The following is a 25,230-nucleotide window of genomic DNA, read 5'->3' as shown; positions in this document are numbered from 1 at the left end:
AACTCGTCCCCGAAGATCATACGTATTGCACGTTCCGATAAAGCCTTGCTCTTTTTTTCACGGTTTATCCGCCCATTTCACTCATTTACTTCTACTATACCAAATTCTGCTAACCTGACAACATTGGGCGCTGCGCCCTGGACCCGCCATCGGAGGAGCGACTTTGTGCCGCGAGCCCGCGCCTTGATGTTTATGGCTTGCTGCCGCAAGCCTATAAACATCGCGCTTTACTTTTGGCTTAGTGATGCGGCGAGCGACTTTGTGCCTCGGGACCCGCGCTTTTGGTGCGCCTTGCCATTGCTTCGCTTGGCATTGGCGCACCAGCGCCTTACTCCGGCGCGATGATGCGGGGCGCGGCGGACTGCCTCGAACCCGCGCTTTTGGTGCGCCTTGCCATTGCTTCGCTTGCATTGGCGCACCAGCGCTTACTGCAGCGCGATGATACGGGGCGCTTTACACCTTACTCCACTTGGGCAAAATGCCAAATGTGGATCTTTTGCGCGCCGCCTTCCACGTATTTCGGCAAAAGCGACCAGCCGCTGAGCGATTGCGCCCCTTCCGTCGCGGATTGCGTGCGAGTAAGCTTCATGCGGGAGTATTCTTCGTAGGGCAAGCCTTCCCACAGCTCGACGTATAAGCCGGGCTGATCTGTTCCTTCAAATAAGGTCAGCTTCGGCTCTGACTGAAGCAATTCTTTCATAAGGGCGAGATAGCTGTCACGACAATCGGAATTTACTTTATATTCGACAAATACTTTCGGCATCATTTGGGCTCCTTTGATTTATTTTCCGCTTTAACATGATAAACTATAGATATATTTGTGCATAATGTATAGAGGATTTGCTGTTTTTTCTCCGGCAAGTTACACTAAAGATGCATACCTTACCGTTCAGGAGGAATTCATGGATAGCGGAACACATCTTGTGATCGGTTTCGGGCTGGCTGGGTTAGCGTACATCGACCCGGTTGTCGCAGCCGACCACAGCGTCTCCACGGCGGTTTTGATTGGTACGGTGCTTGGTTCGCAAGCTCCCGACTTGGATACATTGCTTCGTTTCAAAAGCAATGCAGCCTACATCAAAAACCACCGGGGGACCTCACACTCGCCACCATTTCTGCTGCTTTGGACCTTGCTTATTACTTTTGGGCTTTATTTGGCTTTTGGAAGCAGCTTGCCTGTTCTCCATGTAGGCATGTGGGTACTCATCGCAGTCGTATTTCATGTATTTACCGATTTGTTCAATATGTACGGAACACAGGCGCTCAGGCCGTTTTCGGAAAAATGGATCGCATGGAATATTATACACATTTTTGATCCGTTCATTTTCGTATCCCACGTCATCGCCATCTTTATGTGGTCCTTAGAGTTAGCTAAGCCGCAGACGATATTTCCTGTCTTATACGGGTTGATTGCGCTGTACTATATTTGGAGAACGGTGTATCATTACGTATTGGAAAATCGGCTTCATATCCAGGATACGACGTATGAACCGGGAGACAGATACATGCTTACGCCCACGCTGCACCTGCATCACTTCCAGATCGTCAAGACAAAGCAGGACGGCTCTTTTCAGCTGGGAGAATACCGGAGCGGCAAGGTCCGCTGGATCGACCGCGTCTCTTGTGCAGACCATCCGGCCATAACCGAATCGCGTAAACATCTCGATATTGCATCGTTTTTGTACTTTTGCTCTTATGCCTGCGCGGAATGCAAGGAACATTCATGGGGATATGAGGTGCGTTGGGTCGACGTAAGATACCGCCACCGCAGGCAGTACCCTTTTGTTGCAGTTCTGCTGTTGGACCACCAGTATCGTCCGCTGGATTCGTATGTAGGCTGGCTTAGCGATTCCCGACTGGAGAAAAAGCTGCGAGTCGATTCTTATTCTTAAGAATCGCTCGCTTTCTTTTGTTAGCAGTTTGCAAACAAACAAAAGCTCAAGGGAGTACCCCTTGAGCTTTATATAGATGCTCTAGCTATGGCCGGCATCTACTTTAAAACGAATTAACGGGATTGGCCGGCCAGCGTTTGCTCAGCGATTTGTACAAGCCGGCGAGTGATGTTACCACCGATTGCACCCGCGTCGCGAGTTGCCATAAAACCCATGTAACCGTCTTGAGGAATTTGAATGCCCAGTTCTTGAGCTACCTCATACTTTAATTGATCCAAAGCTCCATTAGCTTGAGGTACTACCAAAGTGTTGCTGCTGCGGGATTGTCCTGTAGCCATGTTTCAGCTCTCCTTTCAGGTGTCAATCTGAGATGTATTTGCAAGCTTGCAAGCTTAGTATGTTACGAACCTGATTTGTTATACACGTCTTATAAAAGTTTTTCAAAGACGCATTCAACTTCATTTAGAGAGGACTTCAGCATGAACAAAGGACTAGCACTCTTTTTTGCCGTCGGGGGAGCCGCCTTATTGGCCGGCATCGGTTTTGCCCTCAGCATCCGTTCCCCTTGGCTTGTCGTACTGTTTGCGATCGCATCGATACTTTTTATAGGGGCCGGCTTTATTACCAAAGCCAAGCTGCGCAAACGGCACAATTAAAACACGATAAAGCCCATCTTCTCCTTCACATCGCGCAGTTGCGGCGCTGCCGCGGCTGCCGCCCGTTCCGCTCCTTGCTTCAAAAACTTTTGCAGGTCGCCGGAACCTCTAATATCGCGGTACCGCTGCTGAAGCGGTTCAAGCACGGCTACAACCTGCTCCGCCAAGTCTTTTTTAAACGGCCCGTATCCCAAACCTTCGTACATAGCTTCGATTTCCGGAATCGTTTTGTCGGAACATTGGGCGTAAATGCCGATTAGGTTGCTGACCTCCGGCTTGTTTTGCGGGTCAAATTTCACTTCGCGGCCGGAATCGGTCACGGCACGGCTGATCTTTTTACGGATCACGTCCGGTTCGTCAAGCAAGGCGATATAACTGCCCGGGTTCGGGTTGCTCTTGCTCATTTTTTTCGAAGCGTCGTCCAAAGACATCACACGTGCGCCCACTTGCGGGGTATATACCTCCGGAATCGTAAACGTATCGCCGTAACGCGCATTAAAACGCCCGGCCAAATCCCGAGTCAGCTCCAAATGCTGCTTCTGATCGTCCCCTACGGGTACGAGATCGGAGTTATACAGAAGAATGTCGGCCGCCATCAAAGACGGATATACAAACAATCCGGCGCCAACCGAATCTTTGCCGGCGGACTTGTCTTTAAACTGCGTCATCCGCTCCAGCTCGCCCATGTAAGTTAACGTCGTTAACATCCATCCGAGTTCGGCGTGAGCCGTCACATGGGACTGCATAAATACGTTCGATTTTTGCGGGTCGATGCCCGCGGCAATAAACAGCGCGGCTACCGCTTCGGATTGCTCCTTCAGCAAAGCCGGCTCCTGTTGTACCGTAATGGCATGCAGATCGACAACCGAGAAGAAGCATTCATGCGTATGCTGCAGCTTGACAAAGTTACGCAAAGCGCCGATATAGTTGCCTAAAGTGAGCTGGCCGCTAGGCTGAATTCCTGAAAATACACGTTTCATTGATGGTTCCTCCTTTGAAATGTCCATATAAACGCAAAAAAGGCCTCTCTCCGCAAGGGACGAGAGACCGTGGTGCCACCCTAATTCATTCCGCGCGCATAAAGACGCAAGGAATCTTCCGCTCCTATAACGGCGAGCTGCCCGTACCGGCCTACAATCGCGGCAAATCCGCGGTTCAACCGGTAAGCTCCTGGACCCATTCGAAGCGTCAAAGCGCACACCGGTTTGCAGCACCACCGGCTCTCTGGGGAGGCTTTTGACGTCTACTTATTCCTATCATCGCTTCATGTTAGGTTTTCCTGATGAACATCATCATAAACATAAGACAAGTTTCTGTCAAGTGGACAGCATCCCGTCGTGTTCGCTGGCAGCGCCCAATTCAGACCGGAGCCAAAGCCGTCTGCAGCCTTTACCCTGTCCTATATACCGGGACAACCGCATACACTATAATCAAATTACAGTTCTCAGTAAGAGGAGAATGCCCGTGCAAACGACAATTACACGTATCGCCACTAACGTCCTTGCTCTCATGATTCTTATTATGCTTTATTTGATTTACACGCAAAAACAGCCGCCGGATCTTTCCTTTCTGACCGGCCCGAGCATGCAGACGTTCAAAACGCTGCTGATCAGCATTATCCTTGAAGCGCTGCCGTTTGTGCTGCTGGGGGTTGTCGTATCCAGTGTGCTGCAAGTATTTGTTTCCGAGCAGACAATCCGCAAGTGGATCCCGAAAAACCCGGTGCTTGGCATCTTGTTCGCTTGCCTGATGGGTATTATTTTCCCGTTATGCGAATGCGGCATGATTCCGGTAGTTCGCCGTCTGATGCAAAAAGGCATGCCGGTATATGTTGCCGTTGTGTTTATTTTGGTCGGACCGATCATTAATCCCGTCGTTTACGCATCGACTTATATGGCATTCCGCAATCGCCCGGAAATCGCCTATTCCCGCATGGGACTTGCTTTTGCCGCCGCTCTGGCCATCGGGCTTATCATCTATAGATTTATCAAAAACAACCCGCTGCGCTTAAGCGGCGCGGATTCCGGTCTGGCACACCTGCATCATGCCGATCATGCCGACGGGGGTCACGGACCTATTGTCCACCAGCACCATGACCACGGCGGCCATCATCACCATCACGGACATTCGCACACCCATCACCACGGCGGAAAAGGCCTTCAAGGCAGGCTGTTGTCCGTACTCGGGCACGCATCCGACGAGTTTTTCGATATGGGCAAATATTTAATTTTTGGCGCCTGCATCACCGCTTTACTTCAAACGTCCATTCCGCGCGAAAGCCTAGCGGCCATCGGTCAAGGACCGGTTTTCTCGCATCTGTTTATGATGGGGCTGGCTTTTGCCTTGTCGCTTTGCTCGACCTCGGACGCTTTTGTCGCGTCGTCGTTTGCAACGACGTTTTCGACCGGATCGCTGATTACGTTTCTTGTATTCGGTCCGATGATCGACATTAAAAGCACGCTGATGCTGTTGTCCACGTTCCGCGCCAAATTCGTGCTGAAGCTTTCATTGCTCGCCGCGGTAGTCGTTTTTGCCGGTTCTCTGCTGCTGGAACGATTATTTTTAACGTAACGCCAGTTTTTGCTGGCGCAAAAACTTTTAGGAGCTGAACCCCTTGAGCGCACGGATTATGAGCTTGCACCATATGCTGAAGGCCGTCATTTTATTCGGCTTTGCCATGTATATTGTCCAGTTGGTTAAGACGGACAATATTTTATATTACATCGCGCCGCGCATGGTTGACTATGTCAAATGGTCAGCGATTGGCTTCTACGCCATCGCGGTATACCAGGTCTACCTCGGCTTGCGTTCCTTCTTTGGAAAAGTCGAAGAATGCGACTGCGATCATACTCCCTCCCGTTCGATTATCAAAAATACGCTGATCTACGGGTTGTTTGCGGCCCCGCTGCTGCTGGGCGCGCTTCTGCCGGACGCTTCAATGGGCAGCAATGCCGCGGCAAAAAAAGGCATGAACTTGAACAGCGCGAGCACAGTTAGAAATGGAGGAAATCCCTCCTTAAATGCAACCGGCACCGAAACGGCCGGCGGCACTGCGACAAGCGAGTCCGCCTCCGCAGCCGGCGTCGGTTCCCAAGGAGCCCTTACGGATGCCCAACTTAAGGAGTTGTTCCCTTACGACAAATTTACCGAGCATTATGCCAAATTTGCCATGGGCCTCTATAAACAGGACATTATCCCGGTCCCCGAAGACATGTATATCGAAACGCTGACCTCCATCGATCTTTATCTGGATAAATTCGTCGGCAAAAAACTGGAGCTTACCGGTTTTGTCTACCGCCAGGAACCGATGACCGACAAACAGTTCGTCGTTGGACGTTTCGCCATCCAGTGCTGTTCCGCAGACGGCTCTCCGTTTGGCCTGCTGTCCGAATATGCGAATGCCAAATCGTTGGCGGACGATTCTTGGGTAAAAGCGACCGGAACGATCCAGAAAACAAAGTTCAACGATATGGAAACCTTGGTCCTAAAAATCGAAAAACTCGAAAAGGCCGAGCCGCCGAAATCGCAATACGTCTATCCGAACGCCAGCTTTGGCTCCTGACCAGCCCTCAGCCCTGGCGCTCCCGCTTTTTAATGACATGACTTTCAAGCTTTGGTACAATAAAATCGGTTTGACTTACGGACAACGAAACCTACAATACGCATTCAATTTCATACACAAAGGAGCTAACATTCCGATGATTAAGCAAATCGATTGGCAAGGGACGCAGACCTACGTACTGGAAAACGACAAACTTTCCGTATCCGTCTGTCCGTCGCTGAATAACAATGCCTACAGCATATGGGACAAAACGGCAAACCGCGAGCTGCTGAGAACGCCAAGCGGCCCTGCGGCGCTTGCAGAGCAGCCGATCCAATACGGCACCCCCATCCTGATGCCGCCAAACCGGATCGCCAAAGGACAATTCAGCTTTGGAGGAAGAAACTACCAGTTCGATATCAACACGCCGGTTGGCAATCACATTCACGGTCTGCTGCGCAGTTTTCCGTGGAAAGTCGTCGGTACGGAGGAGAAAGACGGTAAAACCAGCATTACCTCCTCCATCCGCTTATCGGAATTTCCCGACATGCAGCGCCAATACCCGCATGACATCGAGCTGCAAGTCACTTATATCTTGGATGGCAGCAGCCTGATCCACTCCGTAAAAGCAATCAACCACGGTACAGATACTGCTCCGTTCGGATATGGCTTACATACTTGGTTTTTACTCGACGGCGAGCCGGATAAGTGGACGTTCCGCCTGCCGGTCAGCGGCATCTGGGAGCTTGACGAAACGAATGTACCGACAGGACAAATCGTGCCGTTAGGCGAATATGATAAGTTCCTGGAAGGCGCCTCGCTGAACGGATCAAATATGGATACGGTGTTCCAGATCGGCGATAACGACTGCATCGCTGCGCTGGCCCGCGGAGGTTATGAGCTTAAATACTCCGGTTCACCGGAGTTTAAGCAATGGGTCATTTACACAAAAGGCGAAGCACACGACTTTATTTGCCTTGAGCCTTATACATGGGTAACCAATGCGCCGAACATCGAGCTTCCGGCCGATGTAACCGGCCTGCGTGGCATCGCTCCGGGTGAAACTTTGGAGTTGACCGTTATTTTAGACGTTGATTGCCCCCTCTAAGTCCCCCCCACTGGGGGGATTCCAGGCGCTGCGCCCTGGACCCGCCTTTCTTCGGCGCGGCTGTGTGCCTCAGGCCCGCGCTTTTGGTGCGCCTTGCCATCGCTTCGCTTGGCATTGGCGCACCAGCGCTTCACTTCAGCGTAATGATGCATGGAGCATCTGTGTGCCTCGAGCACGCGCCTGTCGCACTGCCTTCGCTAGCGCTTGGCATTGTGCTCCGCGCTTCACTCCGGCGTGATGATGCGTGGAGCATCTGTGTGCCTCGAGCCCGCGCCTGTCGCACTGCCTTCGCTAGCGCTTGGCACTGTGCTCCGCGCTTCACTGCGGCGTAATGATGCATGGAGCACCTGTGTGCCTCGGGCTCGCGCTTTCGGTGCACCTTGCCATTGCTTCGCTTGGCATTGGCGCACCAGCGCTTACTGCGGCACGGTGACGCAGGGTGCGGCTTTGTTTACCTCGGGCCGCACCTTCGTGTTTACCCTCCTTCTTATTTTTCTTCTTCAGATGGCCTGACGATCATGACCCCTTCGGCATGCTTTCGCTGCATCAGCCGTTTCTTTTTGCGGTTTTCCTTCGAGTCGAACACAATGTCCATATCGTAATCTTCACCGGGATACAGCTGCTTTCGCTCAATATGCAAAGATAGCCGTTTGGCGTTGATCTTTACCTTCTCCTTCTGGATCATCACAGTCACATTGCCCCGCTCATCAGGCAAAGCGCAAACTATTCCCGTCCGCTTGAGCGAATGAATCCAAACACAATCGCCAATTTCAAAAACAGATTGTGTTTTATTATCCGAACGGTTCGTTTTTTTACTTTCGGTGAATCGCTTTCCGATCTTGGCCGGATGCAATGCATCTGGCGCCGCATTCGACGGGTAGGAACCCCCGGGTCTGGTTGCGTGTTCTACAAGCGCCTCTCTTGCCAACGTCGTGCCCCCAGTTTTAGCATCCACTTTCCCTTGCGCCGACGATCCCATGTTCCTGGGCTCCGGTGTTATCGTTTCCTCGACTTTCGGCTCTTCCTCCTGCGCCACCGTTCCCGTTTCTCCAGACTCCATAGTTATCGACTCCCCGCTCACCCTGTCCGTCCCGTCACCGGCGACAGCCATCGTTACGGCAATCTGTCGCGACCGCTCCACAAGGCGCAGCGGCATGCCCAGCTTCTCCGCAATGTAGAAGGCGTAGCTGTTTCCCGCCTCCCCTATCGTCAGCTTATACAAAGGACTGAGCGTTTCCGCATCAAACTCCATCCGCGCATTCTCAAATCCCGTCGCTGCCGCGGCATAGCGCTTGATTTCGTTAAAATGCGTCGTCGCTACAATAACGGCTCCTTTAGCATACAGCTCTTCGAGCACGGCAATCGATAACGCCACGCCTTCACCGGGGTCGGTTCCCGTAGCCAGTTCGTCAAGCAGCACCAGGGTATCCGGCCCGGCCTGGCGCAATATGCCGATCACATTGCGGATATGGGACGAAAATGTACTGAGCGATTGTTCGATGCTTTGCCCATCTCCGATATCCGCAAGCACATTGCGAAAGACCGGAAACGTGCTGCCCTCTGCGACAGGCACTTGAAGCCCGGATTGGACCATCATGACCAGCAAACCGACCGTTTTGAGGCTGACGGTTTTCCCTCCCGTGTTAGGCCCCGTGACCATCAAAGCGCGGAACCATTCGCCGATTTCAAAATCAAGCGGCACGCAGTTTCGCCCAAGCAGCGGGTGCTTGCCGCCGCGGATCCGCACAATCCCGTCGGTGTTGACTTCCACTGGATTCGCCCCCAGTTCCAGCGCATACTTTGCTTTGGCGAACAAAAAGTCGTAATGCCCGATGGCTTCCAGATTGACCTTCAACTCGTGTTCGTACGTCTCCACCAGCGCCGTCAAGGCGCTGAGCACCTTAGCTTCTTCACGCGCTTCATCGCGTTTCAACTCCGAGAGCTCCCAGTGAAACCCGGCAATATCGGCCGGCTCAACAAATACCGTTTGGCCGCTTGCCGATTCATCCAACACTTGCCCGCTTACCAGCCGGCGGTGCTCCTTTTTCACTGCCAGCACATGCCTGCCGTTACGGCTTCCGACGATGTATTCCTGCAAGTATGGGCGATATTTTTGCATTAACGCATCCAGCTTCTTTTTGATCCGTTCTTCAAGCACATATGATTGTTTACGGATTTTGGCCAAATCTTTGCTCGCTTGGTCGGTAATCTGACCGTTACGCAAACACCGGTCCAGCTCCTCGCGCACATTGCCAAGCTCATACATCGACAGCGCATAAGTGGTGACCGTCGGCGCCACCGCTTCCTTTCGCTGCATAAACCGCCTAAGCTGTCCCACGCTCTCAAGCAGCCTGGCGAATAAGCCAAGCTCCCGCTCCGAGTACATATACCCTGTCCCCAGCAGCGCCATCACTTGTTCCATTCCTTCAAGCGACGGCACAGGTATGCTGGAGCCGCTGCGGATCATCGCTTTTGTTTCTTCCGTTTCCCGCAGCAGGCTGCGAATGGCCCCCGCGTCAAATATGGGCTCCAATTGTTCGGCCCGCCTTTGGCCGAGATAAGACATCGCGTACGTGTACAGCTGCTGCTTCACTTTCGTAAATTCCAGTCTTTGCTTGCTCTGATCGTCCATTGTAAATGGATACCTCCTTCTGAATGACAAAAAGCGGAAGACGGCGTAAAAATACGCGCATCTTCCGCTTCCAATAGGCACACCTTACCGGCGCCAACAAACGCAAAAAAACCGTGCTTAAGAATAAGCACGGTTCATGGTTCCTTGGACGGGCGGCAATTGCCGGAGCGTTTGGGATGACCGTATGTTCTTAACCTTCAATCCAACGTTGACCGTAATACGCGCAGCATAAACCAGACCTGTCCGGAAGACAGACTGCCGCTAAGCACACAATCAACGGTATGAAATTAAAGTTTAAGAACAACCTCAGACATCAAAATCTCTCCTTGCCTACATATACGTACATTTTATGCAACATTAATTCTAAAGTCAATATCGGCAGCCAGGAGACTTTAGTTTAAAAAATACTATGCTTCCAGCCGCTTAGTTTAGCAAACGCCTCGACATAGAAATAATCGCCGTAGATCAGCGACACGTTTATATTTTGCCCGGCCGGTTTGTGACCTGTTCCGCCGATCAGGATTCCCTGATGTTCCGGCTTGTCCCATGTAGCGTAATTTTCCGTCAGCGATTGCAAAATAGCATGAGCCGTGCTGTTGTAGAATCTAGCTTCGGCTTCGGAAACGTGCTGGGCGATTTCCAGCAAACCGCTTGCCGCGATGGCCCCTGCCGAGCTGTCTCTTGGCTCGCCTTCCAAACTCTCCACGCGGAAGTCCCAATGCGGCACATGATCTTCCGGCAGGTTCGCCGTAAAATAATGAGCCGTCCGTTTCGCCGCATTCAAATATTTGATGTCCTTCGTACATTTATACGCATTGGCAAAACCGTAAATCGCCCATGCATTTCCGCGGCTCCATGCCGACTGGGGACCGTAGCCTTGACCTCCCAACGACTCGATAAATTCGCCGCTCTCCGGGTTGAAGCTGACGATATGATTGACCGATCCGTCCGGTCGGATAAAATTCGCCAGCGCCGTATCGGCATGACGAACCGCGATATGTTTAAAACGCGGATCCTTCGATTGCTCGGAAGCCCAGAACAGCAGCGATAAATTCATCATGCAGTCGATAATGGCCCAGCCTATTTTATCCCCGTTCCATGCACGGATAAATTCGCCCGCAGGATTAAACCGGCCCGCCAGGAAGTTGGCTGCCTGCAGACCGCGCTGCAACCCGTCCTGATCTCCCGTCAGTTTGTATTTAATGACGGCTGTCGGCAGAAATTGAAAACCGACGTCATGATGGAAATCCTCGCTGAACTTGATCAGCCACGGTTCGATCGCTTCATCCCAGCCCCATGCGGCATCGCGGTAATTATTTTTGCCAGTCACATCGTGCATGATCCAGAGCAGCCCCGGCCAGAATCCGGAGGTCCACCAATCGGATCCCGTGCTGTCGTATACGCCGTCTTCGCGCGCCACATGCGGGCACTTATCGCCTATTTGCTCGATCATCCGGTCGACTTTCGCTTGCAGCCGATTCATCACATCGGAGACATAAGCTTGATTCATTTCATCTTCCTCCTTAAAGTTTTTCGCAGAAAAACTGGCTTCGTAAGCATGGCTTTAAGAAATAGCTCGGGCCATTGAAAAAGTGAACATTGCATGAGCGAATCATACTTACGATCGCCAATTGTCCCCGAATATCTTGAATCGTACCTGCTAGCGGCAGGTGAAATTGGGCGACAAAAGCGAACGCTGGCGCTTCTCCAGCATGATTTCGCTCACTTAAGCTGCTTTTTCAGTAACCTCTCTTGCATTCGCCTCATTATATCATTTAAACGTTTAAATTAAAACGTTTAAATATTTTAATCGGTTAAATTCCTGTGTACACTGGACTGTCGGTGTGTTACATTTAAGTAAATTTGTAACACCGGAAAAACCAAGCTTCCATAAGGAAGCTACAGGAGGAATTGAAATGAACCAATCGCCCAAATACGGCTGGTGGGGTTATGCCGTCATCGTTGCTCTACTGCACATTATTGGCATTTTGTTTCTGTTTTACGCAGCCAAAAACAGTCCCGGCTTGTGGGGAATGGGACTTCTTGCGTATACCCTCGGATTGAGGCACGCTTTCGACGTCGATCATATCGCCGCAATCGACAACACCGTGCGCAAACTCGTTCAGCAGCGCAAAAATCCGCACGGCGTCGGATTTTACTTTTCGCTTGGCCACTCGACAGTCGTATTTTTAATGGCCATCGCAACCGCCTTCTCCGTTCAATGGGCACAGAAGGAGATGCCTGGCTTTCAAGAAATCGGCGGCATCATAGGGGCATCCGTCTCCGGACTGTTCCTGGTCATTATCGGCATCATGAACCTCGTCATATTGGTCCAACTGTACAAATTGTTTACCCAATTTCGTCAAGGTCGGCATCAAGCGGATGAATTCGAGCGGCTGCTGGATGCACGCGGCTTTTTTTCACGTTTCATCGGTCCGCTGTACAAATTGATCGGCCGCAGCTGGCACGTTTATCCGCTCGGATTTTTGTTCGGGCTTGGATTTGATACAGCCAGCGAAATATCGCTGCTTGCCATGTCCGCCGGCGCAGCTAAGGAAGCTTTGCCTTTTGTGACCATCCTGTCGTTTCCGCTGTTGTTTGCCGCGGGAATGAGCTTGATGGATACCGCGGATGGCATTTTTATGACCAAAGCGTACCGCTGGGCTTTTAATACTCCTTTGCGTAAGTTATATTATAACTTGTCTGTCACTTCGCTTGCCGTAGTTGCCGCGCTGCTTATCGGTATGGTGGAGCTGGCACAGGTATTGTCCGAGAAATTCGGACTGGAAGGAACCGTATGGTCATGGATCCAAGATCTCGATTTCGGGTCGCTTGGTTACATGCTTGTAGGGCTGTTTATTATCGCTTGGGCGGTTTCCGTCGGTGTCTGGAAATGGTTTCGCTTGGAAGAGCGCTGGGGTTCGATGGACGCTTAAGCTCTTATGAACCTTAAGGCCATTTGCCGAATAAACACATACCGTGGCGCACAGCATGAAGGAGGATGTCTTTTGATAACCCGCGCACGGATTGCAGCGGCCATCGTTATTTCGCTTACCCTTTTGTTGTTTGCTTTGCCGGTACAAGCCCATCCGCTGAATAACGGCTATTCTCAAATCACGATCGAAAACCGAAACGTCGATTACGAGCTCTCGATTCCCGAGCCCAGTCTGATTGGCGTATTTGATTTGAACAAGGACAATGTGCTGACCGTAGACGAGTTGAATAGCGAGCGGGCCGCCATTGAGGATTATTTGCATAAGCATCTTGAATTGGAAGTTCCCGCAGGGTTGCTGGAGATGCAGCTTGGCGATATGAGCAAAACCGATAAATCCGGCATTCCGGCGATATCGTTCCAACTCCGCTTCACGGCGAAAACAACAGTGGATAGCTTGAATATCCGCTACAATCTGCTGTTTGACGACGCCGACCCGCTGCACCTGAATTTTATGGTCATCACAAACGGCGGGGACGTTGACCAAACGGTGTTTGATGCGAACAATCGCAATTACCACTATCAATCTATGGTCCAAACGGGACCTTTTCATTCGGCCTTCAAGTATTTGCTGCTGGGCGTTGAACATATTGTAACCGGCTACGACCATCTGGTTTTCCTGCTGTCCTTAATTCTTGTGGCCTCCCGGCTGCGTGATATCATTAAGATCGTCACCGCTTTTACGATCGCGCACAGCATTACTTTGTTTCTTGCCGCGACAGGCCATATCAGCGTCGATTCCCGCTGGATCGAGTCCGGCATCGCACTGACGATCGCGTATGTCGCCATCGAAAATATGTTTGTCCGCTCCGTCCGGCTGCGGTGGCTTGTCACTTTTTTGTTTGGCCTCATCCATGGTATGGGTTTCGCCGGAGCGATCAGCGAAGTCGGCTTGCCTGAGGAATACATGGTCAGCTCGCTCTTATCTTTTAACCTTGGTGTCGAAGCAGGCCAGCTCGCCATCGTGCTGCTTGTTATGCCGTATCTCTTAAAGCTGCAGCGCACCCGCCATTACCGCACGATCGTGCTGGCCGTGTCCGGTTGTGTGGTGCTGCTTGCGCTGTATTGGTTCATTCAGCGTATTTGATCCATCTGCTCTAGTGATAATCTAGCGCATATAATATGATAGAATGGATTGAGGTGATTTTGATGAGTGAGAAAAGCGAGAAGCGTGATAAGAAAATCGACCAAATTGAAGAAATGATCGGAACACTGATTCAAATGGTCGGAAATGTAGGCGCCCGCCTGGAAGAAGTTGCTCATGATCTGAAAGACACCAAGGAAATACTTCATACATTCCGCAGCGAAACAGACGTCAATTTCAAGAAACTTGACCGCCGGGTCAAACTGATCGAATCCGATCTAGACGAAACGATGGTTAAAGTCGCAGAAATGACCACTCCGAAGCAATGATGGGCTTATCCTGGGTTTAATCTTGAGTTTATTTTCATAATCGACAAACGGTGGTATGCATGTGCAACGGGCACATGCATACCACCGTCTTCTTTTTTACTACAACCCTGCGAGACTGCGGGGTGATTTGGGATTTAGCGGGAATGTTTATTCATAAGATTACGAAGGGAAGGGGAATGGCACGAAAAGTTTACGTCCGCTTTGAAAACCGTGTTTTTACCGCAAGGTAAATTAAGAAAAACACGGTTTTCATTGGCGGTGGAGTGCCATCCCATTCCCGCAGTAATCCCGCTCATGAATAAACATCCCTCCCCATTCCATCCGCCCAGCAGACTCCCTCCTACCCCTTTAATGCCCCAATCATAACACCCTTAACGAAATACTTCTGCACAAACGGGTACACCAGCAAAATCGGCACTGTCGCTACCATAATCGTAGCGTATTTGATCGTTTCACCGATCTGGAACCTATCGGCGTTATCCGCCCCGGTCGACATACTGTCGGTTTGGTTGGAAATCAATATTTCGCGCAGCGTCAGCTGCAGCGGATACAACGTTTTCTCTTTGAGGAAAATCGAAGCGTAAAACCAGCCGTTCCACTTCTCTACCGCGTAGTATAAAATCATTACGGCGATGACAGGCATGGACAACGGCAAAATAATGCGGAACAAAATCGTAAAATGGTTGGCCCCGTCGATTTTGGCCGACTCCTCCAGGCTGTCCGGCACCGCCATAAACGCGGTACGCATAATAATCAAGTTAAACGTATTCACCGCAAACGGGAGTATCGTCGCCCACAACGAATCGATTAAGCCAACTCCTTTGACGACCAAGTACAGCGGAATCAACCCTCCGTTGAAAAACATCGTCACCACGATGACAACAATGAAAATCTTATTCCACATGACGTTTTTCCGGGACAGTACATATGCGCCAAGCGATGTAACCAGCAAATTGATCGCGACGCCGAAAAAAACGATAAACAGCGTGTTTTTGTAGCCGGTCCATATACCCGGATTGGCAAATACGCTTTTGTACGCTTCGATGCTGAAGCCCATCGGCTTATACAAAAAATGTCCCTGCTGGGTCATCAGCTCGTTCGCGTCGCTGATCGAAGCAAACGCCGTATAAATGAGCGGATACAAGGTAACGACAACAAGAAACAGCAATATGACATGAATAACGGTATCGAAAATTTTATCGGACAACCCATCGTTTTTCATTTGCGGATCACCTCACCATAAGCTGCTTTCGTTTACCTTGCGGCTGATATAATTGGCGGAAATAAGCAATACCAAGTTTATAACGGAGTTGAACAGCCCGACCGCCGAGCTGTAGCTCCAGCCAAATTCCAGCAAGCCTTTCCGATAGACAAACGAGGAGATGACATCCGCCGTTTCGTAGGTCGCCGGATTGTACAGCAAAATAATTTTTTCAAACCCGACGTTAAGCAGATTGCCCATCCGCAGGATGAACATGATGGCTATCGTCGGCATAATGCCCGGCAGCGTGATGTACAAAATCTGCTTCCAACGGCTAGCCCCGTCCATCCGGGCCGCCTCGTATTGCTCCTGGTCGATGCTCATCAACGCCGCAATATAGATGATCGACTCCCAGCCGATTTTTTGCCAAATTTCAGAAATCACATAAATGGCCCTGAACAGATCCGGCTTTTGCAGCATCGCTTTGCCGTCGTATCCAAACGAGCTCAAAAATGTATTGATCATGCCGCCGCCGTTCGTAAAATCTTTGATCATGCCGCAAATAACGACCAACGAAATAAAATACGGCATGTACGTAATCGATTGAACCGTCCGTTTAAACATCTGATTTCGAACTTCGTTGATCATAATCGCCAAGATGATCGGCGCCGGAAACTCAAAGCATAATGTCAGCAAGCTGATGATTACCGTATTTTTTAATATTCTCCAAAAATAAAAGGTGCTGAAAAAGTCCTTGAAATTGGCTAAGCCAACCCACTCACTTCCGGTAATTCCTTTTGCCGGGGAATATTCTTTAAAAGCGATGATGGCACCGTACATTGGAGTGTAGTGGAAGATGATGTAATACACAATTACCGGCAGCATCATCAAATACAAATATTTATTAAGCGCAAAATCCCTCACAAACCTGGCCGCAAAAGCGCTTTTCTTCACTTGAGCCGGCCTGGTCGTATCGATCGCCGCGAATTTAGCCATCTCATCCCCTCCTTTCTAATTACTCCATATGGCCGACCGGCGGTATCCCGGAAATATTGATTCATCCGTAACGGAGCGCAAGGGAATGGTGCGAAAGCGGATGCTTCCCACGCGAGTTTTCCTACGGAAAACTTTTAAGTTCACGTCCGCTTTTGAAAACCGTGTTTTTACTGAAAAGTAAATTAAGAAAAACACGGTTTTCATTGGCGGTGGAGTACCATCTCTTGTCCGAAGTTATCCCGACAATGAATCAATATTTACCATCATTTTCAATCGCCGGTCAGGCCTCAGCTACCCATTAACGTTTGTTGTAACGGTCCAGTGCTGCTTTTTCGATTTCAATGGCGCGGTCGATTTTGACCGATTTCATTTTTTCCACATATTTCTCGAAACTATCTACCGGTTCGGTGCCAAGCACGATTTTGAGCGTCATTTCATCGACCAGCGTGTTGACGTCATTCATGATTTTGGCCATTTCCGTGCTTTCCTCTGGAGTCGGCGTGATCGGCGGCAGCTGGTATTTGTCGATGTCGGTTTTGGACCAAACGCCCAAAGCGTCACGCTGCGTTTGCAGAGCCAGGTACTGCTCGATATAACGCTTATCCTGCACGAACGGACCGCTGTAATTGGAGCGGACATACAGCGACAGCGCTTGCGCCGGAGCCAATTTGTCAGGGTTTTTCATGACCAGATCGGTAAATTTCGGATAACCGTTCTCCATCTTGTAGCTGGTGCCCTCGATACCGAAGTTATAGAACATGTGGCCTTCGTCGCCATAACCGTAATCCAGCATTTTTACAGCGGTTTCGATGTTTTTGGACTTGGCCGAAACAGTAACCATGCCGCCGCTGGAGAAAGGCTGGTCCTTCTGGCCGAACATCGGTTTGTCGCCTTTTTTCAGCACCGGATACGGTGTGCCGACCAGCGTGGCTTTAGGATCTTTGCCGGATAAGATCGGCTGCCAGCGGCCGATCCCACCGCCCGCATTGCCTACCGTTGCACCCATAACGCCATTGGCGAAGTTGGCATCCAGCGCCTTCATATCGGCGGTAGCCATGTTTTTATCAATCAAGCCTTCGGCGTACCATTTGCGGAAGGTGGCTAAGAACTCTTTGTAGCCTTTTTCCAACGGTCCGAATTTGATTTGTCCGTTATCCAAATAAAAATCGCGGGTAATGCCCCATGCGCCGACAAAATCGCCGGTATTAAAATCGTTGAACGGTCTTGGCGTGCTGACGAAGGAAATCGGAGCCGAGGCGCCTTTTTTCTCTTTAAACGCCTTTAACGTGTTGTACCAGTCGTCAATCGTTTCCGGAACCGGAAGCTGCAGTTCATCGAGCCAGTCTTTACGGATGATCGGACCGTGGAACACCATTAGGTAGTCGTCGCCGCGGATAAACGGAAACGCATAATAACTGCCGTTATCGGTTTTGACCATTTTATCGATTTTCGGATTGTCTTTAAGAAACTTTTTTAAATTCGGCGCAAATTTATCGATCACATCATTCAGCTTCAGAATATAGCCGTCTTTGATTGCCTTTTCCGGTCCTCCGGGGAACTGCTTCAAGAAATCCCATTCAATCATGTCCGGCAAGTCGCCGGAAGCTAGCAGCACGTTCAGCGCTTCTTTCCCTTGGTTCGGAGGAGCCGTAATATATTTGATCGGCACCCCGGTTTTCTTCTGCCATTCCTGATAGAACGGCACTTCCCCTTGCGTCGCTTTCACGCCGACGAGGTTGCCCGTAAGCTCCTGCCAATACGTCAACGTCTTATCGGATTTCATCGGATAAGTTGTAGCGGCCGGCGCTGCGGCCGGCGCAGGAGCCGATGCAGCCGGAGCGTTGGAAGCCGGGGCGGGAGTGCTGGCGCTAGGCGCCGGAGCATCCTGCTTCGAACAAGCGATTATGAAACTGCTCATCATGGTGGCCGAGACTAAGACGGGAACCCATTTCCTTTTCTTTGTCATTGAATTGACCTCCTTCAGGGGGGTGTGGTTAGGAGAAGCTTTACAACTTTATAATATGGCAGCGCTTACAACTTGAGTATCGCGAAAATATCCATTTTCATCTTCAAAATCGATAATCGGATCGCGAAAATATCCAAAAAAAAGCATAAGCGCTTATAACGGCAGCTTATGCATCAAGGGTTTCCTTATATTTGCCCGGGGTGATGCCTTCGTATTTCTTAAACGTCCGGATGAACGCATTAACATCGTTGTAGCCGACCAAACTGGCTACATCGGTTACGTTTTTATGCTGCGCGGCGATCATTTCCTTTGCTTTGCCGATACGCACTTTGTTGATATAATCGAGCAGCCCTTCTCCGGTTTGATCTTTAAACAATTTGGACAAATACGTCGCTTTCATATCGAATTTCTCGCCGATTAGCGAAATGTTCAGATTAGGATCGTCGTACCGTTCCTCGATAAAGCTGCCTACCTTATGCAATAACTCGTGAAGCACACGCTGGCGGGACTGTTGAATGTGCTTTTGGCGCTTAGCCGACGTGTATTCGCATACTTTCCTGAGCAGATCGGTCAGCTGCTGCTTCATATCCTCGAAAGTTTCACAGGCCATCAGCCGTTCGATCCGCTTCGGACTGTCCATCAGAAAACTTTCCTGAATATCGCCGATTTCGTTAATTGTCTTCACCATCGTGCTGACAAGGTCAAATAACAAACACTTGGCAAAATAAACCGGAATGACCATCTGCCGGAAATTGGCTTCAATAACGTCGTCAAGCGTTTGCTTCGCTTTATCGAAATCGCCTATCTTCGCATAATTAATCAGCTGTTGTTCGACTTGCAGCGGATAATAATAGCCCTTCTCCGGCTCCTGCTGCGAGCCCTTCTGAATTTCCTCGTAAGACAACACTTCACTGCTGCCGATGACCAGCTTGTATTCCATCGCATCGAGCGCTTCCATATAAGCTTGCGGAATGCCTGAAAAGGACGAATGAATCCCGCTGACGGATACGGTTAACCGAATATGGTAGGCCTCCGCCAAAAACTGCTGCGCGCCCCGTGCTATGTCCAGCAAGTCCTCCGCTTGGATCTGCTTGTCATCCCCCTCGCGCAAATTAATCAAACAAGCCAAGGTTGCATCCATTTCGGCCATATACCCCCGATGCTTGCGGGCGGCCAGCTCTTCCACGATATTCGTCACAATAAATTGAAGCAGCTTCAACTTATCCTTATGCTCCATCTGTTCGATTTTTTCAAAGAAAGGCTGGTTGTCCTCCAAGTAAAACAGCAAAACGGCAAATTCATCCGAGTTTGGCTTCATATTGTAGGCGGTCAATGCCTCGTCAATCGGCATATGCCCGTCAACCCGGCCTTTTAGCAGCTTGACGATAAAATTGTTGCGCAGCTGATTGTTCTGCTGTTTCATCTGCGTGAACATCTTATCCTTTTCGAGCAGCGTTTCGTCCAGCGCCTGCTGCAAAAAGTGCAGCTCGTTGCCGCCCTTGGCATAAGGAAGTCCGGCTTTGCCGGCAAATGACTGCACAAGCCGGCGGATCGGATTGTAATTGCGCCACAGGAAAAAATACGTAAGCACGCTTCCGCCCAAAATGCTAATAATGATGCTCATATAGGTCATGCTGCGGACATGCTCCGCTTTTTGCCAGAACAATTGGCTGGGGATAATGGAAACATACTTCATATCGGCATACGCCGACCGGATATAGAACACTTCGAATTTCTTTCCCGCTTCCTCGTAATAAAACAGCCCCGAATCCCCGGTAAAATGGCTTAACGGCAGCGAGGGGGTCAATGTTTCGTTGGAATTGGTGACAAGCACCTCGTTATCCTTATTGAGGACCATCACGCGGCCGCTGGTAAACAGCTCCACATTGTCGATCGCCCCCAAAATCCGCTTCTGGTCGATCATGATCACATTGGTTGCGACCGGACGATCGGGATTATAACTGGGGTAACTGCTGACGTAAGCAATCGCTTTGCGCGGCATACCGTCTTCGCCGACCCGGTTGATTGGAATATAACCGCGAAAATCGCGGCGCTGCACAAGGGATTTCCATTGTTCGTAGGATAACGACTTATCGCGGTGAAGCAGTTGATACGCAAACGCGCTTTCTCTGCGCAAACCCGGCAGGAGCACGGCGTCTTCGGACGCAATATAAATATACGCTTCGTCGATCGAAGCATAAGCCGACTTCGTCAGCTTTAGATCCTGGGTGATTTGATATTGATCGTAGACAAATTCGTTGGGGTACACTTCATACTTGTTGGAGTAAAGCAAGTCCTGCACTTTGAGGTTCCATGTAATTTCGAAGTTAAGCCGCTCCATCGTGCGGAACTGATTGTCCATCACTTCACGCACCTGTTTGAGCAGGGAGCTGTTAGCCTGGTGAATTTCGCTAGTCAAGGCTTGGTTGGATTCATTATATACAATCACGCTGATGGCGATCGGAAGCAGCAGTACGGCCATATAGGAAAAAAACCATTTGAGTACGATGCTTCGCCGCTTGGGCCACATACGGTTCAGGAACAAGAGCAATCCCCCCGTTGGCGGTGGAATGGTGTGGATATTAACACAACTTGTTTTTATTGTACCTGTTCTTGATCTCAGAGTACATAAAGATTTTATGGCCAGGCACCATTTTCTTCCTGCTCTTTTATTTCCCTTTATGTAAAATTTATCTAGAGTTTAATTGAGTTTTGCCTCGTCAAGCGCCAAAATTAAGACATAAATCGAACTTACGAATGAACGCCTTTTCCTTTAAAATAGCAGGAGGTATTCGATAATGGCTAAAATTATGGTCGTGGATGATGCCGCATTTGCCAGAACAATGCTTAAAAATGTGCTTGAACAGCTTGGCCACGAGGTCATAGCGGAAGCGCATGACGGCGTGGAAGCGGTGAAGCTGTATTCCCGCACAAGGCCCGATCTTGTAACCATGGACATTACGATGCCGGAGCTTGACGGCGTCAGCGCAGCATCGAAAATACTCGAATCCTACTCGGACGCCAAAATCATTATGTGCTCTGCGGTAGGCCAGCGGAATCGCGTCATTGAAGCGATTCATGCGGGAGCCAAAGATTTTATCGTAAAACCCTTTCATATCGACCGCGTCAACGAAGCGATTAAACACGTGCTCAGGGCGTAAGCTCATCTACCAAACCGCGAACCAGCCGCACCGTATCGGCTAAATACGGATGATAATCCAAATCCTCGACAAAACTCAGGAATTGCCGTCCCGCCTTCAGGATCTCCGCTTTATATTCATCTTTCGGAACGTCATATTCGGCCAAAACACGGGACTCTCCATTTTGCCTCTCATCAATTTCGGCAACATGCACCGTCTCTCCCCGGTGCTCCACACGAAACGAAAAAGCCCGGCATTCCGGATCTCCGCAGCCGCAGCAAAAAAACGGCATCCGTTCCCACTGCTCGGGCGCAGCCCAACGGTTCGGCTCCGCATCGCGCAGAACGCTCTGCAATAAGGCGGGAAGCCCGACATCCACACATAAGGGCTCATCAATCACTTCGTCCCCATCGATCGTCAGCCGCACATCTGCATGGATAATTTGCAATCCGTGGTCATGCGACCATTTGTCGCAGGTAAGCTTAAACATGTCTTCATCCGTCCTTCATTTATGAAGTAAAGATCATTATACAGGAAAATGGTGGCAGATTGCACTCTCATCTTCTGGTGACAATTACCAATTTTTTCAATGCGTATAAAATGTGGATTGGTACATACTACCTTGTGTAGACAGAGGAGGTGATTACAATGGGTGCAGGACAATCTCGCAGCAGCAACTCTTTAGTGGTTCCTCAAGCCTCTTCGGCTTTGGACCAGCTGAAATATGAAGTTGCTCAAGAATTAGGTATCCAAATTCCTCAAGACGGTTACATGGGCTTCATGGCAACTCGCGACGCCGGTGCAATCGGGGGCCACATCACTCGCCGCCTGGTTCAAATCGCTGAGCAACAGCTCGCCGGCAGCAAGTTTACCAGATAATGAAAGCGCGGCACTATACTTAAGCAAGCAGGCGGTCCAGACGGGCCGCCTTTTCCGTGCGTACAGCTGCCTGAAGACGCATGCTCACCTTTGGCTGCGGCCGGATACAACAAAACCACAACACGACGATGAGTCGGATTGTGGTTCATAGCTGTTGCAGCCGCGGTTTCGCTCAAAACCGCTGATTCGCTTTAAGCGGGCTTTTTCCTGGCACTCCGAAGGTTAGTCGGCGGTGTCAGGAAATCGTCTCCGTATCTTGGTTATCGGCTACTTTCGCTTGCAGGTGTTCCAGTTGAGCCTGAAACAGCTCCTCTTTCGCCTCCTGAACGTCTTGCTCGCGATTGACATTGCTGTGCGCCGCTTCATTCAGCGAGTGAAGCGCATGGTTCAGGGCATTTTGGGCTTGCGTCCTTGGGTTTTGCGCCGGCTGGTTCGTCTGTTGATCGCTCATCGAATATTCCTCCTTCAAGTTTTGCGAAGCAAAACTGGCTTCGCAAACAACCACTTTTATTTAACAGCAACGTTAATATGGTCAGAATATTCGTTTGCAATTCATGGTTATGTGCCAAACAAGACTTAAGCGCAGCGCAGGACCACGGCAAAAAAGCCGCCTTTGTCAGGGCGGCCGTGCTGCGTTCGTATGTTTGTCTAGTCGAGTGCATCGGCGTTTAATTCAATAATGTTATGATCCGGATCAAGCACATAAATTTGCGGAAACCCTGCCTTGGCATGTGGTCTTGCCTCATAGGACACGCCGCAGCGGTCAAGCCACGCCAGCGTCTTGCTGTAGCTTGCGACGCGGAGCGCAAAATGGCCGTCCCGCGTATCGATGCCGCCATTCCGGCGCGTCTCTCCGTCGTGCACGATCAGATGCAGCTGCTGCCCTTCGCCCAGCCCGTACCAGGCGCCTTCGAAATCGAAAGGCGGCCGTTCAATCTCCTTCAGAAGCAGCACATCGCGGTAAAACGCTTTTGCCGGCTCAAGTTCCCGTACAATGATACTGACATGATGAAGCATCGTATATTCAATCACCGGTTCATCCGCCCCTTACTTAATTATGTAGCCTGAATTAACTATAAGGGATGTAGTCTTCTTTGCGCAACTCTATAACTGTCGAAATCGGAATGCCTGTATTCGTATGGACGTCAAGCAGCGTGCTTCCCGGATTTTCTTTTAAATAATCGCGAATTTGCCGGTACAAAAGGTCCTGTTTGGTCTTGCAGTCCGGGCAATACGGCATTTTACGGGATATCATCAGCTTCCCGCAGCCCTTGCAATTGGCTAGTGGCATGGCAATTCCCCCCGCTCTGCCAATACTTTGCATCCATTATAATGCATCCCCAGGTTCATCCGACAGCGCTAAAGGCACTAAGACCAAATCCTTTTTCTGCCAAAAGCTAGTACAAAAGCCGCTATAGACCATTGAGAAGGCAGATGTTATAATGCATCTGAAATACCGTATTATGACATTTTTTTTAAGGGGGCACCTTGATGGGCTGGTTTCAATCGTTGTCTTTCAAAAAAAAGCTGCAGGTCGGCTGCTACATCCTTGTAGCGGTGTATTCCGCTGTTTTGCTGTTCTGGATCTTCAGCTCCGGGACAAGCACAGTGCTGGGTCTGGTGATTGTTGTCGCCCTGCTCGCATTAAGTTATCCTTTCATTAACTGGCTGGAGAGGGCGCTCACTGAACCGATCGCCGATGTGACGAAAGCGGCGCTTAGCATCTCCAAGGGCGATTTCTCCCAGAAACTGGCCGTATCGTCGGATGATGCGTTAGGCGAACTTGGTAGCGCTTTCAACAAAATGATCGACAAACTTCGCGATGTGCTCCGCAATACCGGCGGGTTAACCAAACACGTTTCCGACACGAGCCGGGACATTTTTGTAAAAAATGAAAGCCTCCAAACCGTATTGGAGCAGGTGAACGTATCGGCCGGAGAACTTGCGGCGGGCGCCAATCAAATATCCGAGGAGATCTCCAACATTTCCGCGGCCACCAAAGAAATCGAGCAGAAGGTCACCTCTTACGCCGGATCAACCCGGGAGATGAATTCCAAATCGGAACGCATGCTGGAGCTTGTGGAACGAGGATTAAAAGCCGTGGAAAGCCAAAGCGCCGGCACCAAACGCAACGTGGAAGCGACCGCTAACGTATCACAGGCGATTAGCGTACTCGCCAAACAAGCGGAAGGGATCACGCAGATTACCCGCAGCATTTCCGAAATCGCCGAGCAGACGAACCTGCTGTCCTTGAACGCTTCGATCGAAGCGGCGCGGGCCGGCGAACACGGCAAAGGATTTGCCGTCGTCGCTCAGCAGGTACGCAAGCTGGCCGAAGAAGCGACCGCATCGACCAAGGAAGTTTTCGGACTCGTCCGAAGCATCGAATCCAGCATCAAGCAAGCACAAACCAACATTGTGCGCAACGAAGAGGTCGTGCGTGTCCAAGCCGATTCCATCGAGGTAACGGAAAAAGTATTCGGCGATATTGTCGGCAGCGTGACGTTTATTTCCGAGCAGATCGCTTCGTTCGCTGAAGAAAGCGACCAAATGTTGACCAGCGCGCAGCAAATCTCTTCCACCATGGAAAATATTTCGGCGATTACCGAGCAATCCGCAGCCGGCACGGAAGAGGTATCGGCTTCGATGAACGAGCAGATTACCGCAGTTCAAGCGATTGTTAAACAATCCGAAGAAATGATGAAACGAGTGACCGAACTGCAGCAGTCCATCCAAGTATTCAAGCTGTAACAACCGCCAGCATAATAACAGCGGCCTTCTGGGACTCATTTTCGAATCCCTAAAGGCCGCTGT

24 protein-coding genes and 1 other annotated feature are annotated in these 25,230 nt (G+C 50.3%); of the genes, 11 read left to right on the top strand and 13 right to left on the bottom strand.

The features are described 5' to 3' along the window. Positions 1 to 460: 460 nt before the first annotated feature. Complete coding sequence (locus EYB31_RS26430) at positions 461 to 766, bottom strand: hypothetical protein (protein WP_131016429.1); 306 nt, start codon at positions 764 to 766, stop codon at positions 461 to 463. 136 nt (positions 767 to 902) lie between these two features. On the opposite strand from EYB31_RS26430, the gene EYB31_RS26425 reads away from it, so the two are divergent. Further along, the gene (locus tag EYB31_RS26425) at positions 903 to 1,892 is read left to right on the top strand and encodes a metal-dependent hydrolase (RefSeq protein ID WP_131016428.1); all 990 of its coding nucleotides are present in this window, start codon (positions 903 to 905) and stop codon (positions 1,890 to 1,892) included. A gap of 113 nt (positions 1,893 to 2,005) precedes the next feature. Here EYB31_RS26425 and EYB31_RS26420 read toward each other — a convergent pair whose 3' ends face one another. Next, positions 2,006 to 2,230, bottom strand: coding sequence for an alpha/beta-type small acid-soluble spore protein (locus EYB31_RS26420; protein ID WP_131016427.1), 225 nt, complete (start codon positions 2,228 to 2,230; stop codon positions 2,006 to 2,008). A 141-nt stretch (positions 2,231 to 2,371) separates the two neighbouring features. Between EYB31_RS26420 and EYB31_RS40380 the strand changes: the two genes are divergently transcribed. Then, positions 2,372 to 2,548, top strand: a complete 177-nt coding sequence (locus tag EYB31_RS40380) for a DUF5325 family protein (RefSeq protein ID WP_165452634.1) — start codon at positions 2,372 to 2,374, stop codon at positions 2,546 to 2,548. On the opposite strand, the gene trpS is transcribed toward EYB31_RS40380, so the two are convergent. After that, positions 2,545 to 3,528: a tryptophan--tRNA ligase gene (trpS, locus tag EYB31_RS26415; RefSeq protein WP_131016426.1), complete on the bottom strand. Its 984-nt coding sequence runs from the start codon at positions 3,526 to 3,528 to the stop codon at positions 2,545 to 2,547. The two genes, EYB31_RS40380 and trpS, sit on opposite strands and share 4 nt — an antisense overlap. Before the next feature lie 52 nt (positions 3,529 to 3,580). Beyond that, positions 3,581 to 3,817, bottom strand: a binding site (T-box leader). 189 nt (positions 3,818 to 4,006) lie between these two features. Here trpS and EYB31_RS26410 point away from each other — a divergent pair. The 3 genes from EYB31_RS26410 (at position 4,007) to EYB31_RS26400 (ending at position 7,197) form a co-directional block, all read left to right on the top strand. Further along, complete coding sequence (locus EYB31_RS26410; RefSeq protein ID WP_131016425.1) at positions 4,007 to 5,119, top strand: permease; 1,113 nt, start codon at positions 4,007 to 4,009, stop codon at positions 5,117 to 5,119. A gap of 43 nt (positions 5,120 to 5,162) precedes the next feature. After that, the gene (locus EYB31_RS26405; RefSeq protein WP_131016424.1) at positions 5,163 to 6,110 is read left to right on the top strand and encodes a TIGR03943 family putative permease subunit; all 948 of its coding nucleotides are present in this window, start codon (positions 5,163 to 5,165) and stop codon (positions 6,108 to 6,110) included. A 136-nt stretch (positions 6,111 to 6,246) separates the two neighbouring features. After that, positions 6,247 to 7,197 carry an aldose 1-epimerase gene (locus tag EYB31_RS26400; protein WP_131016423.1) on the top strand — a complete coding sequence of 317 codons (951 nt, stop codon included), beginning with the start codon at positions 6,247 to 6,249 and terminating at the stop codon, positions 7,195 to 7,197. A gap of 487 nt (positions 7,198 to 7,684) precedes the next feature. Here the strand turns inward: EYB31_RS26400 and EYB31_RS26395 are convergent, their stop codons facing one another. Further along, the gene (locus EYB31_RS26395) at positions 7,685 to 9,829 is read right to left on the bottom strand and encodes an endonuclease MutS2 (RefSeq protein ID WP_131016422.1); all 2,145 of its coding nucleotides are present in this window, start codon (positions 9,827 to 9,829) and stop codon (positions 7,685 to 7,687) included. 397 nt (positions 9,830 to 10,226) lie between these two features. Further along, positions 10,227 to 11,339: a glycoside hydrolase family 88 protein gene (locus EYB31_RS26390; protein WP_131016421.1), complete on the bottom strand. Its 1,113-nt coding sequence runs from the start codon at positions 11,337 to 11,339 to the stop codon at positions 10,227 to 10,229. A 406-nt stretch (positions 11,340 to 11,745) separates the two neighbouring features. Between EYB31_RS26390 and EYB31_RS26385 the strand changes: the two genes are divergently transcribed. From EYB31_RS26385 to EYB31_RS26375, 3 genes are all read left to right on the top strand, one after another. After that, positions 11,746 to 12,765: a HoxN/HupN/NixA family nickel/cobalt transporter gene (locus EYB31_RS26385; RefSeq protein ID WP_131016420.1), complete on the top strand. Its 1,020-nt coding sequence runs from the start codon at positions 11,746 to 11,748 to the stop codon at positions 12,763 to 12,765. 72 nt (positions 12,766 to 12,837) lie between these two features. Then, on the top strand, positions 12,838 to 13,908 hold the full coding sequence (locus EYB31_RS26380; RefSeq protein ID WP_165452633.1) for a HupE/UreJ family protein: 1,071 nt from the start codon (positions 12,838 to 12,840) through the stop codon (positions 13,906 to 13,908). Between the two features lie 35 nt (positions 13,909 to 13,943). After that, complete coding sequence (locus tag EYB31_RS26375; RefSeq protein ID WP_131016418.1) at positions 13,944 to 14,234, top strand: hypothetical protein; 291 nt, start codon at positions 13,944 to 13,946, stop codon at positions 14,232 to 14,234. Positions 14,235 to 14,574: 340 nt separating this feature from the next. On the opposite strand, the gene EYB31_RS26370 is transcribed toward EYB31_RS26375, so the two are convergent. The 4 genes from EYB31_RS26370 to EYB31_RS26355 form a co-directional block, all read right to left on the bottom strand. Continuing rightward, complete coding sequence (locus tag EYB31_RS26370) at positions 14,575 to 15,456, bottom strand: carbohydrate ABC transporter permease (RefSeq protein WP_131016417.1); 882 nt, start codon at positions 15,454 to 15,456, stop codon at positions 14,575 to 14,577. Between the two features lie 12 nt (positions 15,457 to 15,468). Beyond that, positions 15,469 to 16,431 (bottom strand): ABC transporter permease, encoded by a 963-nt coding sequence (locus EYB31_RS26365; RefSeq protein ID WP_131016416.1) that lies wholly within the window; start codon positions 16,429 to 16,431, stop codon positions 15,469 to 15,471. A 298-nt stretch (positions 16,432 to 16,729) separates the two neighbouring features. Next, complete coding sequence (locus tag EYB31_RS26360) at positions 16,730 to 18,397, bottom strand: type 2 periplasmic-binding domain-containing protein (protein WP_240762885.1); 1,668 nt, start codon at positions 18,395 to 18,397, stop codon at positions 16,730 to 16,732. A 166-nt stretch (positions 18,398 to 18,563) separates the two neighbouring features. Continuing rightward, positions 18,564 to 20,942, bottom strand: a complete 2,379-nt coding sequence (locus EYB31_RS26355; protein ID WP_131016415.1) for a helix-turn-helix domain-containing protein — start codon at positions 20,940 to 20,942, stop codon at positions 18,564 to 18,566. A gap of 253 nt (positions 20,943 to 21,195) precedes the next feature. Between EYB31_RS26355 and EYB31_RS26350 the strand changes: the two genes are divergently transcribed. Then, positions 21,196 to 21,558 carry a response regulator gene (locus tag EYB31_RS26350; protein WP_131016414.1) on the top strand — a complete coding sequence of 121 codons (363 nt, stop codon included), beginning with the start codon at positions 21,196 to 21,198 and terminating at the stop codon, positions 21,556 to 21,558. Here EYB31_RS26350 and EYB31_RS26345 read toward each other — a convergent pair. Beyond that, a complete protein-coding gene (locus tag EYB31_RS26345; protein ID WP_131016413.1) occupies positions 21,548 to 22,027 on the bottom strand; it encodes a hypothetical protein in 480 nt (159 codons plus the stop codon). The two genes, EYB31_RS26350 and EYB31_RS26345, sit on opposite strands and share 11 nt — an antisense overlap. Positions 22,028 to 22,185: 158 nt before the next feature. Here EYB31_RS26345 and EYB31_RS26340 point away from each other — a divergent pair, with 158 nt between their 5' ends. Beyond that, complete coding sequence (locus EYB31_RS26340; protein WP_131016412.1) at positions 22,186 to 22,416, top strand: alpha/beta-type small acid-soluble spore protein; 231 nt, start codon at positions 22,186 to 22,188, stop codon at positions 22,414 to 22,416. Positions 22,417 to 22,651: 235 nt separating this feature from the next. Here the strand turns inward: EYB31_RS26340 and EYB31_RS26335 are convergent, their stop codons facing one another. The 3 genes from EYB31_RS26335 to EYB31_RS26325 all read right to left on the bottom strand — a co-directional run bounded on the left by EYB31_RS26335 (position 22,652) and on the right by EYB31_RS26325 (position 23,707). Further along, the gene (locus EYB31_RS26335; RefSeq protein ID WP_131016411.1) at positions 22,652 to 22,867 is read right to left on the bottom strand and encodes a hypothetical protein; all 216 of its coding nucleotides are present in this window, start codon (positions 22,865 to 22,867) and stop codon (positions 22,652 to 22,654) included. A gap of 197 nt (positions 22,868 to 23,064) precedes the next feature. Beyond that, complete coding sequence (locus EYB31_RS26330; RefSeq protein WP_420819476.1) at positions 23,065 to 23,433, bottom strand: VOC family protein; 369 nt, start codon at positions 23,431 to 23,433, stop codon at positions 23,065 to 23,067. Positions 23,434 to 23,485: 52 nt separating this feature from the next. Further along, positions 23,486 to 23,707, bottom strand: coding sequence for a hypothetical protein (locus EYB31_RS26325; RefSeq protein WP_131016409.1), 222 nt, complete (start codon positions 23,705 to 23,707; stop codon positions 23,486 to 23,488). Between the two features lie 200 nt (positions 23,708 to 23,907). Here EYB31_RS26325 and EYB31_RS26320 point away from each other — a divergent pair, with 200 nt between their 5' ends. Then, complete coding sequence (locus EYB31_RS26320; protein ID WP_131016408.1) at positions 23,908 to 25,167, top strand: methyl-accepting chemotaxis protein; 1,260 nt, start codon at positions 23,908 to 23,910, stop codon at positions 25,165 to 25,167. The last annotated feature ends 63 nt before the right edge of the window (positions 25,168 to 25,230 follow it).

The sequence above is a fragment of the Paenibacillus thalictri genome (assembly GCF_004307995.1).
GTDB classification, from domain to species: Bacteria; Bacillota; Bacilli; order Paenibacillales; family NBRC-103111; genus Paenibacillus_AF; species Paenibacillus_AF thalictri.
Note: the sequence above shows the minus strand (reverse complement) of the source record. Positions and strands in the feature narration are given on the sequence as shown.

What these genes read in the sequence shown, in the direction of transcription:
- EYB31_RS26430 (WP_131016429.1), bottom strand. Translation starts at nt 766, where the DNA reads ATGATGCCGAAAGTATTTGTCGAATATAAAGTAAATTCCGATTGTCGT.
- EYB31_RS26425 (WP_131016428.1), top strand. Translation starts at nt 903, where the DNA reads ATGGATAGCGGAACACATCTTGTGATCGGTTTCGGGCTGGCTGGGTTA.
- EYB31_RS26420 (WP_131016427.1), bottom strand. Translation starts at nt 2,230, where the DNA reads ATGGCTACAGGACAATCCCGCAGCAGCAACACTTTGGTAGTACCTCAA.
- EYB31_RS40380 (WP_165452634.1), top strand. Translation starts at nt 2,372, where the DNA reads ATGAACAAAGGACTAGCACTCTTTTTTGCCGTCGGGGGAGCCGCCTTA.
- trpS (WP_131016426.1), bottom strand. Translation starts at nt 3,528, where the DNA reads ATGAAACGTGTATTTTCAGGAATTCAGCCTAGCGGCCAGCTCACTTTA.
- EYB31_RS26410 (WP_131016425.1), top strand. Translation starts at nt 4,007, where the DNA reads ATGCCCGTGCAAACGACAATTACACGTATCGCCACTAACGTCCTTGCT.
- EYB31_RS26400 (WP_131016423.1), top strand. Translation starts at nt 6,247, where the DNA reads ATGATTAAGCAAATCGATTGGCAAGGGACGCAGACCTACGTACTGGAA.
- EYB31_RS26395 (WP_131016422.1), bottom strand. Translation starts at nt 9,829, where the DNA reads ATGGACGATCAGAGCAAGCAAAGACTGGAATTTACGAAAGTGAAGCAG.
- EYB31_RS26390 (WP_131016421.1), bottom strand. Translation starts at nt 11,339, where the DNA reads ATGAATCAAGCTTATGTCTCCGATGTGATGAATCGGCTGCAAGCGAAA.
- EYB31_RS26385 (WP_131016420.1), top strand. Translation starts at nt 11,746, where the DNA reads ATGAACCAATCGCCCAAATACGGCTGGTGGGGTTATGCCGTCATCGTT.
- EYB31_RS26375 (WP_131016418.1), top strand. Translation starts at nt 13,944, where the DNA reads ATGATAGAATGGATTGAGGTGATTTTGATGAGTGAGAAAAGCGAGAAG.
- EYB31_RS26370 (WP_131016417.1), bottom strand. Translation starts at nt 15,456, where the DNA reads ATGAAAAACGATGGGTTGTCCGATAAAATTTTCGATACCGTTATTCAT.
- EYB31_RS26365 (WP_131016416.1), bottom strand. Translation starts at nt 16,431, where the DNA reads ATGGCTAAATTCGCGGCGATCGATACGACCAGGCCGGCTCAAGTGAAG.
- EYB31_RS26360 (WP_240762885.1), bottom strand. Translation starts at nt 18,397, where the DNA reads ATGACAAAGAAAAGGAAATGGGTTCCCGTCTTAGTCTCGGCCACCATG.
- EYB31_RS26350 (WP_131016414.1), top strand. Translation starts at nt 21,196, where the DNA reads ATGGCTAAAATTATGGTCGTGGATGATGCCGCATTTGCCAGAACAATG.
- EYB31_RS26345 (WP_131016413.1), bottom strand. Translation starts at nt 22,027, where the DNA reads ATGTTTAAGCTTACCTGCGACAAATGGTCGCATGACCACGGATTGCAA.
- EYB31_RS26340 (WP_131016412.1), top strand. Translation starts at nt 22,186, where the DNA reads ATGGGTGCAGGACAATCTCGCAGCAGCAACTCTTTAGTGGTTCCTCAA.
- EYB31_RS26335 (WP_131016411.1), bottom strand. Translation starts at nt 22,867, where the DNA reads ATGAGCGATCAACAGACGAACCAGCCGGCGCAAAACCCAAGGACGCAA.
- EYB31_RS26330 (WP_420819476.1), bottom strand. Translation starts at nt 23,433, where the DNA reads ATGCTTCATCATGTCAGTATCATTGTACGGGAACTTGAGCCGGCAAAA.
- EYB31_RS26325 (WP_131016409.1), bottom strand. Translation starts at nt 23,707, where the DNA reads ATGCCACTAGCCAATTGCAAGGGCTGCGGGAAGCTGATGATATCCCGT.
- EYB31_RS26320 (WP_131016408.1), top strand. Translation starts at nt 23,908, where the DNA reads ATGGGCTGGTTTCAATCGTTGTCTTTCAAAAAAAAGCTGCAGGTCGGC.